Raw genomic sequence first — 16,337 nt, 5'->3', positions numbered from 1 at the left:
AATAATAATAATAAATAAATTAAAATTAAAACTTAAATTATTATTATTTATTTAGTTTTTTTGTTTTATTCTTCGTCTATTGCTTCTTCCTCAAGCTCTATATCCAATTCATCATTTTCTATATCTTTGCCTAATTTTTCTTCTTGTTTTAAATCAGGTAATACTTCAAATTCGTTTATTTTTTCTTTTAATTCTTCAAGCAAATCTATATCTTCTTCGAGCAATTTTTTTACATTTTCTCTACCTTGTCCCAATTTTCTTTCTCCATAGCTGAACCATGCTCCTGCTTTTTTTACTATTTTGGTAGCTATTGCAATGTCAAGTATTTCTCCGGCCTGTGATATTCCTTTGCCGTACATTATATCAAATTCACATAACTTAAAAGGAGGTGCAACTTTGTTTTTTGCCACTTTTACTTTTACTCTGCTTCCTATAATTTCTTCGCCTTGTTTTACTGAACCTATTCTTCTTACGTCCAATCTTATAGACGAGTAAAATTTGAGTGCTCTACCTCCTGTTGTCGTTTCATTAGGACCTCCAAAGCCTACTGAATTTATATTTGCTCTAAGTTGATTTATAAATATAACTATCGTCTTTGATCTATTTATATGCCCTGCCAACTTTCTAAGCGCCTGCGACATAAGTCTTGCTTGAAGCCCTATGAAAGTATCTCCCATATCTCCTTCTATTTCACTTTTAGGAACTAATGCAGCTACAGAGTCAACTACCACTATATCTACACCGCCGCTTCTAACAAGTACATCTGTTATTTCAAGTGCCTGTTCTCCAGTATCCGGTTGCGAAATAAGCAATGAATCTATATCAACACCAAGTGCTTTTGCATATACAGGATCAAGTGCATGCTCCGCATCTATAAACGCCGCAGATCCTCCTACTTTTTGTGCCTCTGCGACACAATGAAGTGCCACTGTAGTTTTACCTGATGATTCAGGTCCGTATATTTCTATTATTCTTCCCTTTGGCAGTCCACCTACACCTATTGCTTTATCAAGACCTACCGAACCTGTGGATATAGTTTCCACATTCATCTTGGTATTTTCTCCAAGCAACATTATAGCGCCTTTTCCGAAGTCTTTTTCTATTCTGGCAAGCACATCTTCAAGAGCTTTTTTCTTATCAACTACTTCTTCTCTTTTTAACTGTTTCTTTTTATCAGCCATTATTCCTCCCGAATTTATTATAAAATTATATTATTTTTCAAAAACTTTATATTCATATCAAAAATGATTATATCAAATTTCATATTTTTTATCAATTTAATTATAAAGCCATATAAACAACTACTTAAAAAAATATCAATATGTGAGCAAATGTCTGTTTTTATATATATATTCTACTCCTGAGTAAAATGTGGCAACTACCGCTACAATCATCACATACATAGCAAACGGAATGTTGAGAAGTAACATAATTATAGCTGCTATCTGTGTGACTGTCTTAATTTTTCCGCCTGAGGATGCAGCGATTACTTTGCCTGACGACGCCGCTATTGCTCTTAATATACTTATTGCATATTCTCTTGATATTATGAGTACAGCCATCCATGCAGACATTCTTGACGCTCCTACCAAGCATATCATAGCTGCTGCAACCAATATCTTATCGGCAAGGGGATCCATAAACTTTCCGAAATCTGTTACAAGATTATATTTTCTTGCCAAATAACCGTCAAAAAAGTCCGTTATTGATGCAACTGCAAATATTATTGTAGATATTATCAGAGAACTGTCTGAATTTTTTATCTCTATATAAAACGATACTAAGAAAAATGGTACTAAAATCATTCTTAGAATTGTAAGTTTATTAGGGGTATTCAATTTTACACCTCCTCAGCTTTTAAATCATATTCCAAGGTATCTGTTATAATCACTTTTATAAAATCACCTTTTTTATGTTTTTTATCTGTAGTCACATATATTACAGTATCCACTTCAATAACATCCATATATGAACGTGCTACAACATAGTCTTCATACACTTCATCTACTATTGCTGTAAATGTTTTACCTATATAAGTTTTATTTAATCTGTTTGCTATTTCATATTGCACATTCATAATTCTGTCTTGTCTTTGTTTTTTCACATCTTCATCTATCTGCTCTTTCATTTTTCCGGCTTTTGTGCCTTCCTCCTGAGAGTATGCAAACACTCCCAATTTATTGAATTTTATATCTCTTATAAAATCTTCAAGCTCATCTATATCGTCTTCACTTTCGCTTGGAAAACCTGTAATTAAAGTTGTTCTTATTATGGCATCTTCTATATTGTCTCTTATCAATTTTATTTTTGATATTATTTCATCCTTGTCCGTACTTCTATTCATAAGCTTTAAAATCCTGTCATTTGCGTGTTGGATAGGTATGTCAAAATATGAACAGACTTTGTCATTATTTTTAACTTCTTGCACCAATTCTTCAGTTATATCTTCCGGATATGTGTATAAAAATCTTATCCATTTTATACCGTCTATTTCTGACAATTTTCTTAAAAGCTCAGGCAGTTTTTTCTCTTTATATATATCCAAGCCGTATTTTGAAGTATCTTGTGCTATCAAAATTATCTCTTTTACTCCTTGACTTGCCAAATCTTGCACTTCCGTTATTATTTCCTCCATACCTCTACTTTTATATCTTCCTCTAAGTCTCGGTATTATACAATAAGTACAACTGTTGTCACAGCCCTCCGCTATTTTTACATAAGCGTAATAATTGTCTGTGAGTATCTTTTTCTTGGTGTGTTCAAGTTTTCTGTCGGCATTTAATATAAGAGAGTTATCCTGTCCTATTTCCAAACCCTTTATTACATTGTATATGGTATCATAAGATGTAGTACCTAAAAATGCGTCAACTTCCGGTATTTTATCTTTCAGCTCTTTATAATATCGTTGTGCAAGACAGCCTGTAACGATGAGATATTTTAGATTTTTCTGTTTATATCTTGCAATTTCGAATATAGTGTCTATTGATTCTTCTTTGGCTGATTCTATAAAACCGCAGGTATTTACTATGGCTATTGTAGCCTCGTTTATATCTCCTGTCATTTCATACCCGTTTTTATTGAGAATGTAGACCATTTCCTCAGCATCCACCAAGTTTTTGGAACAGCCTAATGATTCTAAAATGAACTTTTCTTGCAATATTTTTCTCCTTGCTAAAAAACAACTCATGTGAGTTATATTTTTTTGTTTTACAAATTTTACTCAATTATAAGTAAACACTTATAATTTATATTTTTATACGATTATATCATAATTTTAAAAATTTAAGTAAATTTTTTATCATAAAAACTCTTTGTAGTCTATCTGTCTTAATGCTTCAAATAAACCTATCGCTACAGAATTTGACAAATTAAGAGAGCGTACATATTCATTAAAAAGCATAGGTATCCTCACATTGTTTTGCTCATTTATGCTTCTTATTTTTTCCGGCAATCCTCTGCTCTCAGGTCCGAATACCAGATGGTCACCGTCTTTATATACTACATCACTGTGCTTATGTCTTGCTTTTGTGGTAAAAAAGTACATTTTCTCCTTGTCATATTTTTCATAATATTCTTCAAAACTGTCATAATATCTTATGTCAGCATATTGTATATAGTCCATTCCTGAGCGTTTTATCATCTTTTCGCTCATAGAAAAGCCGAACGGTCTTATCATGTGTAAGGTAGTATTTGTGCAAACACAAGTTCTTATGATATTCCCCGTATTTGCAGGTATTTCCGGTTCAAATAACACTATGTTAAGTGACATATGTATAGCTCCTTTTAATTATATATTTTACTAAAGCATAAGTCATAGTAAAATTCTATAAAACTATAAAATAAAAAATAAAAATTTTAACTCAATTATTTTAGTCCGGCAAACTGGGATTTATATATGACTATTCAACCAATCTATCTTTTTAAAGTCTTTATTGTTATTATTATCATTTCTATATGAATCTTTTGATGATGCTTTATAAATCTGTAAAAACTGTTTTAGACTTGGTACACGAAACTTTATTTCGTTTAGTTGAATAAGTTCTATATCCGATTCAGCAATACCCGCAAAATCATATAAGGAATCGATTGAACCGTATTCTACACTAACTCCATTTTTTTGAAATTCGTGCTCATGAATGTCCACTAAATCATATCCCAATTTTCCCATAACCATCATTATTTTGTCCCAATCATAAATTCTAAGTTCATCAGGAGCTTCCCATCCTCTTGGATGTCCTTGAACATGAATATCAATATCTGATGGATTCCAATCTTCTTTTGATATAAATTCCAATCCTAAAGAACCCATTAGTGTAGGCACGATTCCAATTTTATTTAAATATAAGCAAATGCTGCTAAATTCATCAAATAAAATACTCATTCAGTCTCCTCCAATTCTAATTTTTAAAGCTCTGCAAACTTTAATATAGCCTCACTCATACCCTCATTATCATTGCTTGATGTGATATATTGGGCTATTTTTTTCATATTTTCCGATGCGTTTCCCATAGCAACCGGAAATCCTGCCACTTTTAGCATAGATTCATCATTTTCTTCATCGCCTATACACATTATATTTTCTATCTCATAGTCGAATTTTTCCGCAAAAAACTTTACGCCTGCACCTTTTGATACATCTTTTGCTACTATTTCAATATTATTCCAGTAGGATGATACAATATCTATATATTCGTCATATTTTTTCATCTCTTGCTTTACTTGTTTCAATTTTTCTACATTTTCTTCCAATACTACAACTTTGTATATATTCGATTTTCGTTCATTTACCAAGTTGGGAGACAAATATATATTTATTTTCTTTTCTTGTTTTATGGTTTTGTTCATCTCATAGTAATATTTTGCTGTATATTTAAGCTCCTTTGCACATATCGAATCCTTTGTATAATAATAAAAATAGCAGCCTGACTCATCAGCGGTTTTCAATATTTTATGCACTATATCATCTTCCAACAGTTTTGAAAAATACACTTCTTCCGTTATAGGATCTTGCAAAAGTGCCCCATTACATAATATGAGAGGCTTTTTTATATTCATTGTTTTTACAGTTTCCAAAACCACAGGATAAATTCTGCCTGTAGCTATTGTAAAATCAATATTATTCTTCCTTAATTCATTTACAGTTTCAATCGTTTTTTGTGATATTGTCTTGTCACTTCTAAGAAGTGTTCCGTCCATATCGCTTATCACTATTTTTTTCTTTATCTCAAACATCCCCTTACCGTTTAAATACTGCAAATTCTGTACAAATTATTATAATCTTCAAATATTTCTCATTTACGCTATCTTAAACTGCACTTATACTAAAGCTTTAAATTAATAATGCTGAAATTGTTTTGCAAATAAAATTACCAACACTTTTATTATATTATCACCTAATTAAATAGGCTTTAATATGAATATATGCTTTATAGATATTGATTAAACACTACCTTAAACAAAATATATTCAGCACTGTATTAAATAATATCTACGTTTGTTAAATAATATTATAAACTACAAAAAAAACAAGCATAAATATATTTTCCGATATTTCGGCTATAAATCCCAATATATCGCCTGTTATACCACCTATTTTTTTATATATCATATGTTTTATTCCAAGCATTATCGCAAAAGATATGATAAAGCTTATAATAAAGGTAATCAGCACAAAACTGAATCCATATCCGCTAATAAATAAAGACAATATTAAAACTATTATTATATCCAAGGTAACAGCCAGCCTTAAAGTGCCTCTTCCAATCTTGCCTACAAAAAAATTCCCCATGCCGTTTTTTTTCGGATAATTCCCGAAATAAGCATATATTATCTGCATAGTTCTTGAAAAAATAACAGAAAATATGGCAAAATTTAAAATATCATATTGAATAAAAATATACACTATGCCTAATTTTAAAAGCACATTTACTATTATCCCCAAAACTCCAAAAGTTCCTATCCGAGAATCTTGCATAATTTCTAAAATCTTATCTTTTTCTCTGCCGGAAAACAGCCCGTCACAAGCATCAGCAAGACCGTCATAATGAAGTCCTCCTGTAAAAATTATACTGCTAAGCACATAAATTACAGACGAAAAAAATAGACTGTCTGCAAAATTATAGACCAAATTGGATATACTGCAATAAATGATACCCAAAATTAAAGCAACTATGGGAAAAAAAGCCATAATCTTAGAAAATTCTTTTTCGTCCTCAATGTTGCTTCGAATGGGTAATATTGTCAAAAAACTTATAGCGCCTTTTAATCTTTCCATAATGTTTTCTCTTTTTTATCTGTTTAAAAAATTTAATATAGTGTTGTTTGAATATTTTTGAAGTTTCGTTATACTGCAATTTCCTATTTGTATTTTCCAAGAAAAAGAATAGTCTCCGACCATCTCTTGAGATATAATCGCTCTTATAACGCAAGAATGTGATACTATAGCTATAGAATCATTTGTATCTTTTGCAAGTATATCATTAAATGCCTGCGTAGCTCTCTTTCTTAGTTGTTCTCTGCTTTCTCCATTGGGAAATTCAAATTCACGCTTTTCACTGAGCATATCTCTTGCCAAAGAGGGAAAATTTTTTTCCACATCCTTAAACTTCATACCGTCTATATCGCCAAAATTCATCTCATGCAAATTTTCAACTTTTACCGGATTATCAAAAAAAGACTTGGCTGTAAGGTAGGCTCTTTTAAGAGGTGAGCAGTAACATTGCTGTATATCATACTCTTGCATCTTTTGTTTTAACTGTTTGAGTTGCTCGTAGCCTTGCTCGCTTAGCTCGCAATCAAGTATGCCGGAAAATCTCATCTCTTTATTCATAACCGTTTCAGCGTGTCTTATAAGATATATTTCTTTCATATTTCAGCCCTTTCAAAAAAAAATTCAATTTTTCGAATTGTTTAAAATAATACCAAAACCTATTTAAAGCACTAATTTTATATAAGTGCTATGATATTATACTTTTATATTTTTACCATATATTGATACTGATATTCTTTTGATTAATAGATATATTTATATACTTTATTTATTTTAAATACACTTAATTTTAGTTAGCCAACAAATTCTTAAAAATAAAATATCCATTATTTTATTAACTTTTAGTATGAGTATATTGTGCATTATTAAATATAGGCATAATTCTATTAGGTTTTAGTATAGTTATTTTATTTTCATACAAGTACCTGATACTACAAAATACACTTCATCAGATATTTGAGTAAATATCTGATTGATTTCTCCGTGTAATTGTACAAATCGCCTTGTGTATCTGTTTGCAGGTATTACACAAAGTCCAATTTCGTTAGTTATTATAACGAATTTGCATTTTGAACTTTTCATAGAATTCAGTATTCTTTGCACATAGTTTTTTGCATCTGCACAAAATTTTTCAAATATATCATTGTCGCAAGTTTCAAAATCTATTTTGCTATGATACATAAGATTGTTAATCATATTTGTAACACAGTCAAGCAAAGCTGTATCATAATTGTCAAATTGATTTATTATCAAATTGTCTATGTCTGCAAAATTTTCAAATGTAAGCCAATCATTGCCTCTGCTTGCTATGTGCTTTTGTACTTTCAAATTCATATCGTCATCTGTTATTTCAGCAGTCGCTATATATGCTCTTTTTTTACCCATATCATAGGCTAAATTTTGTGCAAAATTTGACTTACCGCTTGAAATTCCACCAAGTACGGTTATAATTCTTGACATATAGCCCTCATTTAACAATATAATATTTTAAAATAAATCTATGCACTAATTTATTCTTCCGTTTTGTCTTCGTTTTTAGCTTTATTTTCTGCAGCGAATTGTTTTATTGACTTTACCAAGTCGGCATCATAGATTTTTTTTGCCTGTTTTATTGCATTTTTAAAAGCTTTTTCATTTGATGAGCCATGTGCTTTTATAACTGTTCCGTTTGTTCCAAGCAGTATAGCTCCTCCATATTCTTCATAGTCAAGTGATTTTTTCATATTTTTCAAAGATGATTTTACGAGTAAAGCACCTATTTTTGACTTCAAAGATGACATAAAGCTGTTTTTTATGAGCTTCATCATATGAATGACAAGACCTTCTGAAAGTTTTAACACTATATTTCCTGTAAAACCGTCACACACAAGCACATCTGCCTCTGTACTCGGTATATCTCTTGCCTCAACATTTCCTATGAAATTTATAAATTTGTTGTCTTTAAGCATCTGATATGCGTCGATATATGTTTGTGAACCCTTTTTTTCTTCAGTTCCTATGTTTATTAAACCCACTCTCGGATTTTCTAAATTCAGTACAGCTTTTGCATATGCGTATCCCATAAATGCAAATTGATTTATATGTTCCGGTTTGCATTGTGCATTTGCTCCTACGTCAAGCAAAACAGTGGCACCATTTGCTTTTGGGTAAACAGTTGTAAGTGCAGGGCGTTGTATTCCTTCTATTCTTCCTGTGATGAGCATACCGCTTGTAAGTAATGCACCTGTACTACCTGATGATACCAACGCATCCGCCTTACCTTCAACAAGCATATTACAGCCAAGCACCATAGGTGAATTCTTTTTCTTTTTTATAGAGATTACAGGTTTGTCATCATTAGTTATATTTTCGCTACAATGCACCACTGAAACTTTTGTTTTATCATATGTCTTTGTTTTTAAAAAGTCGTTTATTATATTTTCATCTCCAAGCAGCACTACATCCACGCCAAGCTCTTTTATAGATTCCAATGCTCCGTTAATTTGAGCTTGCGGAGCAAAATCTCCTCCCATAGTATCTATGGCTATTCTCATATTTTGTACCAATCCTTTTATTTATACCTATAATTTTAATTTAATGTGTCAGTCCACTGCTCTTGCTTAAATCCCGTAAGAACAAAATCATCTCCAACTAAAAGCGGTCTTTTTACAAGCATACCATCTGTTGCCAATATTTCCAATTTTTCATCATCACTCATAGTTTTCAGCTTATCTTTCAAGCCTAACTCTCTGTATTTCATACCGCTTGTATTGAACAATTTTTTTATATCCAAATTTCCGATTTTTATAAATTTTTCCAAATCTTCTTTTGTAGGATTGTCTGTAACTATGTTTCTATCTATATATTTTATTTTATTATCATCTAAAAATTTTTTTGCTTTTTGACAAGTTGTGCATTTCGGATATTGTATAAATAATAGCATGTTTTTTCTCCTGTTTAATTCTTAAAGCTGTGAACAGGCGCAGGCATAAATCCTGCACGATTTATCAATCTTTCACTTGATGTTTTACCTATATCTATTATAGGTGCATAGCCTAATAAATCTCCAAATTCTACCGTCTCCCCTACATGTTTACCATATACCGGCACTAACCTTGTGGCTGTAGTCTTTCCGTTTATAACTCCTATTGCACATTCATCAGCCATTATAGCTGATATTGTACTTGCAGGAGTATCTCCGTCTATAGCTATCATATCAAGCCCTACAGAGCATACTGATGTCATAGCTTCCAGTTTATCAAACGACATACTTCCGTTTGCAACAGCATTAATCATACCCTCATCTTCGCTCACAGGGATAAATGCACCACTTAATCCGCCTACGTTTGATGATGCCATTATACCTCCTTTTTTAACCGAATCGTTTAAAAGTGCAAGTGCAAATGTTGTCCCATGTCCACCTGCCTCATCTATTCCTATTTCTTCCAATATTCTTGCAACACTGTCGCCAATGTCCGCAGTAGGCGCAAGCGATAAATCTACGCTTGAAAAAGGATAACCTAAGTTTTCGGCAACTTCTCTTCCTATAAGCTCGCCCATTCTCGTCATCTTAAATGAAGTCTTTTTAATTTCTTCGCATACTGCTTGTATACTCTTGCCTTTTATTTTTTCCAATGCCGATTTTACTACACCAGGTCCACTTATACCTACATTTATTACAGTATCTCCCATGCTTATACCATGAAAAGCACCTGCCATAAAAGGATTGTCATCAACCGAATTTGCAAAGACAACAAGCTTTGCACAGCCTATACTTCCTTTATCCTTAGTCCTAAATGAAAGCTCTTTTATAACTTCTCCCAACATTTTTATGGCATCCATGTTTATGCCTGCTTTTGTGCTGGCTACATTTACACTCGAACATACTATATCAGTTGATGAAAGAGCATTCGGTATTGATTTTATAAGTATTTCGTCAGCTCTTGTCATACCTTTTTGCACAAGAGCCGAAAAACCTCCAACAAAATTTACACCTACATTTTTTGCAGCTTTATCAAGTATAACCGCAAAATCTGTATAATCGGTATCTCTTGTAGCGCCGGCTATTATAGATATAGGAGTAACTGATATTCTTTTATTTATTATAGGTACACGATATTTTTTTCCTATTTTTTCTGACTCTGACACCAATTTTTCCGCTTTAAATGATATTTTATCATAGATTTTCTGTCTTGATTTTTTTGAGTCCTCATCTATGCAATCAAGTAGTGATATGCCCATTGTAACAGTTCTTATATCAAGCTTTTCATCACTGAGCATATTTATGGTTTCCAATATATTATCTCTATTTAAAAACTGCATATTAAATTCCTTTCTACAAAAAACTTATAGCTGTATCAACGATTTTCTTAAATAATATGAATATTAGAAAAAATTATATAGTATGCATTGCGTTAAACAGATTTTCGTGTTGAATTATTATCTTTTGACCGATTTCTTTACCTATTTCATCAAACTCACTGCATAATTTTTCAAAGTTTTCTCCTATATTGGTAATATCTATAAGCATTATCATCGTAAAATAATCTCCAACTACACTTTGATTTATATCTAATATGTTAAGATTATGCTCCAATAATTTTCCTGATACTTTATGAATTATACCTACCATATCTTTACCTACAACAGTTACTACAGCGTTCATAAAATTTCTCCTTTCAACTAATAAAAAAACTACCATCTATCTTTTATAATATGTTTCTCGCATATTTTGCTAAAAAAATGTACAACAACACCTGTAAAAAAACTTAGTATAACAGTATTTATACCTATTACAGAGCCTAAGGCAAAGCCTCCTGCAAGCATGAGTAAATCTTGAAAAACTCTTACTTGGTGAAAGCTGAATTTTTCATTGAAATGTTTTATTATTGACATATTCATAAGTTCATATGGTGCTATTCCCAAATTTGCTTTGATATATAAGGCTACACCTATTGAAAATATAAAAAATGCACTTACCGACCAAATAAACTTAACATAAATAGACAACTGCAAAGGAAAAAATCTCAAATATAAAAAATCCAAAAAATCTATTACATAACCTATCATACTCATATTTATCAGAGTTCCTATGCCAATCATCTTAATACATGGTCTGCACATCAAAACAGATATTGCAAACAAGATTATATTGCATGTCAAAAGTGTATTTCCGTATGAAGCTTTAAATATATCGCTCAAAGCTATAACCATAGTTCCATAAGAATCCACTCCCCAGTTTACAAATTTAAAAACAGATATGCCGTAGCCTATCAGCAAGCAACCTGTAATTAACATAATAAACCTTAAATAAAAAAACTTTATCTTAAAAATCTGCATAAATTCCTCAAATTTTATAAATCGTTAAAAATAAACTTTAATTTTTCAAAATTTGCCATAAAATCGTGTATTTACATAGAATAAATTACTTATATTCATAATTTTTCAAACTCTACAAACTTCAGTACAAAAAAATTAATATTATCTTTTTTATAAAAATATAATACTGCATAAAATTTTTTAAATTCATATTATTGTACCACATCATAGATTTATAATAAACACCAAATTCTTCAAATCGATATAAATTATAGATAAAATGAACGATAAATAGCTCTATAATATTATCTAAATTAAACACAGATATTTTTTAAATAGACTTTATATGAAAAAATATCATAAAATATATTTTTATTTTCTAAAAATATACTTGACTTTTTTTATTTAATAATTTATCATATTATAAAATCATTGATTGAGAGTAGTAGTTTATATGATTTCTTTACAGAGAGCCCTACTTGGTGTGAATGGGTAAGAATAATTTAAATGAATGGACTCATAAGATGCTGAGGCGAATAAAAGTAGCTTTAGACGTGTACTCACGTTACAGGGTAAGGATATCGGTTTTTGAACCTGTATCTGATTGAGATGGGATTTTTTATTATCCTAAGGAAGATGGCACCGTGATTAACACTCGCTCTTTCACATATGTGAAGTAGCGAGTTTTTTTATTCCGTAAATATCTCAATTCCGATAAGGATTTATAACAAGGTGTAATTAAAAGATATTTTATAAGTTAAAGGAGAATAAAAAATGAAGATTAAAAATTATATAATAACTGCATTGATGTTGGCTATGGGATTTATATTTCACGCAACTATTCCGGGTATAGCCGGTATGAAATTTGATTTACTGCTTATATTTATGATAATGGCAATTATCCTAAATCCTGATATACAAAACGTGATAGTTTCAGGTTTGGGAGGCGGAATAATAACTGCTCTTACTACTACATTTCCAGGTGGTCAAATACCTAATTTTATAGATAAAATTATAACAGCATTGTTTGTATATGCACTTATAGAAATTATGAAGAATTTCAAAAATGATACGATAAAATCAGCTATATTGGTAGGTTTAGGTACATTTGTAAGTGGAAGCGTATTTCTGAGTACAGCATATTTTTTGGTAGGCTTACCTGTCGGCTTTTCCATATTGATGATGAGCGTGGTTATACCTACTTGCATAGCCAACATATTTATGGGACTATTTGTATATAAGGCTATAACTATTGCAACTAAGCGTGCAATAACTCATTAAAAATTATTTAACACGCTTATTTTTATCAAAGAGTTTTTATATTAATTAAATTTATTTTAAGTATAGATATTAATACAATACTAAATCACACTAAAATTCAATATTATGATAGAAAAATAGCCTAAGTAATTTTAAACTGTTTATGGACTTTTGAATTAATAAAATATCTATTATTCTATTGAATATTAATATTACACCTATCTGAAGATGGTAGGTGTTTTTTGTAATTGATGAGGAATATTATGAGAAAAGCTACGGTACTTATAAATGTTATAATCATTATGGTAATGCTCAATATACTCGTACTTAGCGTGTTTATAATGAATAAAAACGTGGTAAATTCAAGATATATGGCTATAACTGATAAGGCAAATGATATATATTCAAATTCCAAGGAACAGATAGTCGATTTTTTGATATACGATATATTTAAAGAAGCCTTATATGATTTGAAAAAACATTATGATAAAGGAAATACCGAGCAAATTGGAGATAATCTCTCTACATTTACCGGCATAAAAATCAGAAATTTAAGTCGTGATATAGATTACGAATTAAAAAAAGAATTACAAGGTTTGACGACAAGTGAAATAGAATTAAACAACAGTATAATAGAGTTTAGATTATCATATAAAAAAGAAGACAATAAAGAAATCTATTACAACTATGTACTTAAACTTCCTGATTTTTCAAAAGAAGAAGATGTTGAAAAGCTAAAATCAGGACAAATTGATGCCATATATAACGAATACAAGCAAAGCATTATAGATGAGAAAATAATTAATTAAAATGCAATATTTTATACTTATTTTAAAACTCACTTTTTATGCTTTAGTGTTACATCACTATTAATACTAAAAGACTTTTAAAAAGCCACATATAATATGAAATAAATAATCATCTAAAAATATATTGATTACTATATCAGGAGAAATATGAAAAATAAAGGCTTTACACTCTTTGAAATCATCATATCTTTGACACTCGTGCTCATAGTTTCCGGTTTTTTCGTGTATGGAAATGTATTTATTACAAGTCAGCAGGAGCAACAACTACATAGGCTTGTGAGTGATATAAGATATATAAAACAACTCAGCCTGCAAAAAGGAAATAGCAATAATAAAATTTTTATACAGATAAATAAAGAAGACAATTCTTATACTATAAATATAGATAAAGACAAAAAAACTGTGAAATTTTCCGATAAAATTAAAATAGAAACATTTCCTACCAATGAAGGAAAAATTATTTTCCAAGGAGCTGAAAGTGATAAAGGTATAACAATAGACTTGTCAAGTAGCACGAATACAGGCAAAAAATATTACAAACTGACAGTCGCAGCTATAAGCGGAAGAGTAAAATTGACAGAAGAAAACAAGTAGATATACATATACTTTTTATTGTAAACTTATTTGCCATTTTTAGCAGAAACATGTATAATTAAACTGTAATTTATTTATGAATACTATTATCCTATTAAACAACAAACACTTATATACAAATAAAAATTTTACATGAAAAACTATTTAAAATGATACAAATACTTATCTTAGTTATAGTATTTTTTACTATGTATCTTATTTAATTAGCAGGTAATATTGATTGTGTATATATAGTCATTTTTTTAAAGGATATCTGTATTCAACAATATAAAAAAATAGGAGGAGTATATTATGATTTCAAAAAAAGTTGTAGATATGATTAACGAGCAAATAAACAAAGAGTTTGAGTCTGCCTATATATATCAAGCTATGGAGATGTATATCGGCAATGAGTACAACTTCGCAGGTATAGAAAATTTTTTCCATATACAAGTGCAAGAAGAAACAGCTCATGCTTATCTTATGATAGATTATCTTCACAGGCTCGGTGAAAAAGTAAATTTAAAAGAAATACCAAAACCTAAGGCAGATTTTAAATCAATACTTGAAGTTTTTGAAACAGCGTTGGCACATGAGAGAAAAGTAACTAACTGGATAAACGAGATAATGTCTGTTGCAAGTGATGAAAAAGACTTTGCAAGCCAAGCATTCCTAAGATTTTTTGTAAATGAGCAGGTTGAGGAAGAAGAAACTTTTGTAAAACATATTGACACATTGAAATTTATAAACTCCGATCCTCATGCCACTATGCTTTTTGACCAACAATTAGCTACAAGAGTATTTGTAGCACCTGTTATAAATTAATACTAAAACCTATTAAACACTAAAATATAAAAAATATATTCGAATGTGCTTGGTTAAGGGAACTTGCTGATATCAAAGTAAACATCCCCTAATCAAGTACATTTGTTATTATACGCCTGTTTCATCAGGCAATAATCATATATAATACTATTTTTAATAAAATTATAGATAACTTATATAATTATATAAGATTAATATAAATAGTTAATTAGAAAAATTAATTATTATGTTTTTCAATTATTCTATAAGATTCTAAGTATAAACATAAAAAACATCAATATAAACAAAAGGATAAAATCCTATAAAAGCTGTATGCAAAATATAGAGTACAACCTTCTTTTTTTTTGTATAATAATGTCAATAGGAGGAGAAATATGGACACCATACATCTGTTTAATGACACTGTAGACTATATAGAAAGCACATTAAATGAAAAAATAATTGACGACAAAAAAATATCTACCTTATCAGGCTATTCGTATTCTATGTTTGCAAGGATATTTTCTATGCTTACAGGTTATACGCTAAGTGAGTATATCCGGTACAGAAAATTGACAAAATCCGCTGTCAAACTTAGAGATACATCAGATAAAATCATAGATATAGCACTTGAATACGGATACGAATCATCAGATTCTTTCACATTTGCATTCAAAAAATTTCACGGCTATACACCAAGCGATGTAAGATGCGGTAAGCCTTTTAAAATTTTTTCTCCTATAAGATTGTCGTTAACAATAAAAGGAGGAGAAAGTATGAAAACAAGAATCGAAAGAAAAGAAGGCTTTAAAGTGGCAGGAGTTTCAAAATCGGCAAGCAAAACTACCATGTTTAACGAAATATGGGAAGACTTGTTCAAGAAGACAGATATAAATACTTTGATATCACTTGGAAACAGAATGTGCTACGGTGCTTGCTATGAGCACGAAAGCTTTAAAATGGATATAAATTTCAAGTATATGGCAGGATTTTACGTAAACGATACAGAAAAGGAAAAGTCTTTGGGATTGGAAATTTTAGATGTTCCTCCTGCAGAATACGCAATAGTATCTATGAAAGGTAAAATGCCTGAAATTATTCATGACGCTTGGAAGTACATACTTCAAGATTTTTTTCCTATGCAAGGCTATCGCCATGCGGGTACACCGGATTTTGAAGTATATCCTAAGGAAAATATGGGTAGCGAAAATTATGAAATGGAATTGTGGGTACCTATAGAAAAAATATAAATTTATAAATCAATAACAAATCAGCTTATCACTGATTGCTCTACATATTTGAAAATTACAAGTATCGTAGCAATC

The 16,337-nt window shown here is 30.3% G+C and carries 19 protein-coding genes and 1 other annotated feature; of the genes, 5 read left to right on the top strand and 14 right to left on the bottom strand.

Annotation, left to right across the window (positions count from 1 at the left end; all coding sequences use genetic code 11):
• Window positions 1-65 precede the first annotated feature (65 nt).
• The 14 genes from recA to HMPREF9629_RS09510 all read right to left on the bottom strand — a co-directional run bounded on the left by recA (window position 66) and on the right by HMPREF9629_RS09510 (window position 11,587).
• Window positions 66-1,181 carry a recombinase RecA gene (gene recA / locus HMPREF9629_RS09575; RefSeq protein WP_009526198.1) on the bottom strand — a complete coding sequence of 372 codons (1,116 nt, stop codon included), beginning with the start codon at window positions 1,179-1,181 and terminating at the stop codon, window positions 66-68.
• Between the two features lie 135 nt (window positions 1,182-1,316).
• Window positions 1,317-1,838, bottom strand: coding sequence for a CDP-diacylglycerol--glycerol-3-phosphate 3-phosphatidyltransferase (pgsA, locus tag HMPREF9629_RS09570; protein WP_009526197.1), 522 nt, complete (start codon window positions 1,836-1,838; stop codon window positions 1,317-1,319).
• Window positions 1,839-1,840: 2 nt separating this feature from the next.
• The gene (rimO, locus tag HMPREF9629_RS09565; RefSeq protein WP_009526196.1) at window positions 1,841-3,157 is read right to left on the bottom strand and encodes a 30S ribosomal protein S12 methylthiotransferase RimO; all 1,317 of its coding nucleotides are present in this window, start codon (window positions 3,155-3,157) and stop codon (window positions 1,841-1,843) included.
• A 141-nt stretch (window positions 3,158-3,298) separates the two neighbouring features.
• Window positions 3,299-3,769, bottom strand: coding sequence for a tRNA (cytidine(34)-2'-O)-methyltransferase (locus HMPREF9629_RS09560; RefSeq protein ID WP_009526195.1), 471 nt, complete (start codon window positions 3,767-3,769; stop codon window positions 3,299-3,301).
• Window positions 3,770-3,889: 120 nt separating this feature from the next.
• Complete coding sequence (locus HMPREF9629_RS09555) at window positions 3,890-4,309, bottom strand: phosphoribosylanthranilate isomerase (protein ID WP_242822048.1); 420 nt, start codon at window positions 4,307-4,309, stop codon at window positions 3,890-3,892.
• A gap of 95 nt (window positions 4,310-4,404) precedes the next feature.
• Complete coding sequence (locus HMPREF9629_RS09550) at window positions 4,405-5,232, bottom strand: Cof-type HAD-IIB family hydrolase (RefSeq protein WP_242822047.1); 828 nt, start codon at window positions 5,230-5,232, stop codon at window positions 4,405-4,407.
• Window positions 5,233-5,497: 265 nt separating this feature from the next.
• Entirely contained in the window at window positions 5,498-6,274 is a 777-nt protein-coding gene (cobS, locus tag HMPREF9629_RS09545) for an adenosylcobinamide-GDP ribazoletransferase (protein WP_009526192.1), read from the bottom strand.
• A gap of 15 nt (window positions 6,275-6,289) precedes the next feature.
• The gene (locus HMPREF9629_RS09540; RefSeq protein ID WP_009526191.1) at window positions 6,290-6,868 is read right to left on the bottom strand and encodes a histidine phosphatase family protein; all 579 of its coding nucleotides are present in this window, start codon (window positions 6,866-6,868) and stop codon (window positions 6,290-6,292) included.
• Between the two features lie 303 nt (window positions 6,869-7,171).
• Complete coding sequence (locus tag HMPREF9629_RS09535; RefSeq protein WP_009526190.1) at window positions 7,172-7,729, bottom strand: bifunctional adenosylcobinamide kinase/adenosylcobinamide-phosphate guanylyltransferase; 558 nt, start codon at window positions 7,727-7,729, stop codon at window positions 7,172-7,174.
• A gap of 50 nt (window positions 7,730-7,779) precedes the next feature.
• A complete protein-coding gene (gene plsX, locus HMPREF9629_RS09530; RefSeq protein ID WP_009526189.1) occupies window positions 7,780-8,802 on the bottom strand; it encodes a phosphate acyltransferase PlsX in 1,023 nt (340 codons plus the stop codon).
• Between the two features lie 35 nt (window positions 8,803-8,837).
• On the bottom strand, window positions 8,838-9,191 hold the full coding sequence (locus HMPREF9629_RS09525; protein ID WP_009526188.1) for an arsenate reductase family protein: 354 nt from the start codon (window positions 9,189-9,191) through the stop codon (window positions 8,838-8,840).
• A 14-nt stretch (window positions 9,192-9,205) separates the two neighbouring features.
• Window positions 9,206-10,570, bottom strand: coding sequence for a PFL family protein (locus HMPREF9629_RS09520; protein ID WP_009526187.1), 1,365 nt, complete (start codon window positions 10,568-10,570; stop codon window positions 9,206-9,208).
• A gap of 73 nt (window positions 10,571-10,643) precedes the next feature.
• Entirely contained in the window at window positions 10,644-10,913 is a 270-nt protein-coding gene (locus HMPREF9629_RS09515; protein WP_009526186.1) for an ACT domain-containing protein, read from the bottom strand.
• 29 nt (window positions 10,914-10,942) lie between these two features.
• The gene (locus tag HMPREF9629_RS09510) at window positions 10,943-11,587 is read right to left on the bottom strand and encodes a YczE/YyaS/YitT family protein (RefSeq protein WP_009526185.1); all 645 of its coding nucleotides are present in this window, start codon (window positions 11,585-11,587) and stop codon (window positions 10,943-10,945) included.
• Window positions 11,588-11,989: 402 nt separating this feature from the next.
• Window positions 11,990-12,232 (top strand) — a binding site (T-box leader).
• 108 nt (window positions 12,233-12,340) lie between these two features.
• Between HMPREF9629_RS09510 and HMPREF9629_RS09505 the strand changes: the two genes are divergently transcribed.
• The 5 genes from HMPREF9629_RS09505 (at window position 12,341) to HMPREF9629_RS09485 (ending at window position 16,262) form a co-directional block, all read left to right on the top strand.
• Window positions 12,341-12,847 carry a tryptophan transporter gene (locus HMPREF9629_RS09505; protein WP_009526184.1) on the top strand — a complete coding sequence of 169 codons (507 nt, stop codon included), beginning with the start codon at window positions 12,341-12,343 and terminating at the stop codon, window positions 12,845-12,847.
• Window positions 12,848-13,089: 242 nt separating this feature from the next.
• A complete protein-coding gene (locus HMPREF9629_RS09500) occupies window positions 13,090-13,635 on the top strand; it encodes a hypothetical protein (protein WP_009526183.1) in 546 nt (181 codons plus the stop codon).
• 147 nt (window positions 13,636-13,782) lie between these two features.
• Window positions 13,783-14,229, top strand: coding sequence for a type II secretion system protein (locus tag HMPREF9629_RS09495; RefSeq protein WP_009526182.1), 447 nt, complete (start codon window positions 13,783-13,785; stop codon window positions 14,227-14,229).
• 291 nt (window positions 14,230-14,520) lie between these two features.
• Window positions 14,521-15,033 (top strand): ferritin, encoded by a 513-nt coding sequence (locus tag HMPREF9629_RS09490; RefSeq protein ID WP_009526181.1) that lies wholly within the window; start codon window positions 14,521-14,523, stop codon window positions 15,031-15,033.
• A gap of 374 nt (window positions 15,034-15,407) precedes the next feature.
• The gene (locus tag HMPREF9629_RS09485; protein WP_009526180.1) at window positions 15,408-16,262 is read left to right on the top strand and encodes an AraC family transcriptional regulator; all 855 of its coding nucleotides are present in this window, start codon (window positions 15,408-15,410) and stop codon (window positions 16,260-16,262) included.
• Window positions 16,263-16,337: the final 75 nt, after the last annotated feature.

The sequence above is a fragment of the Peptoanaerobacter stomatis genome (assembly GCF_000238115.1).
Taxonomy (GTDB): Bacteria; Bacillota; Clostridia; order Peptostreptococcales; family Filifactoraceae; genus Peptoanaerobacter; species Peptoanaerobacter stomatis.
Note: the sequence above shows the minus strand (reverse complement) of the source record. Positions and strands in the feature narration are given on the sequence as shown.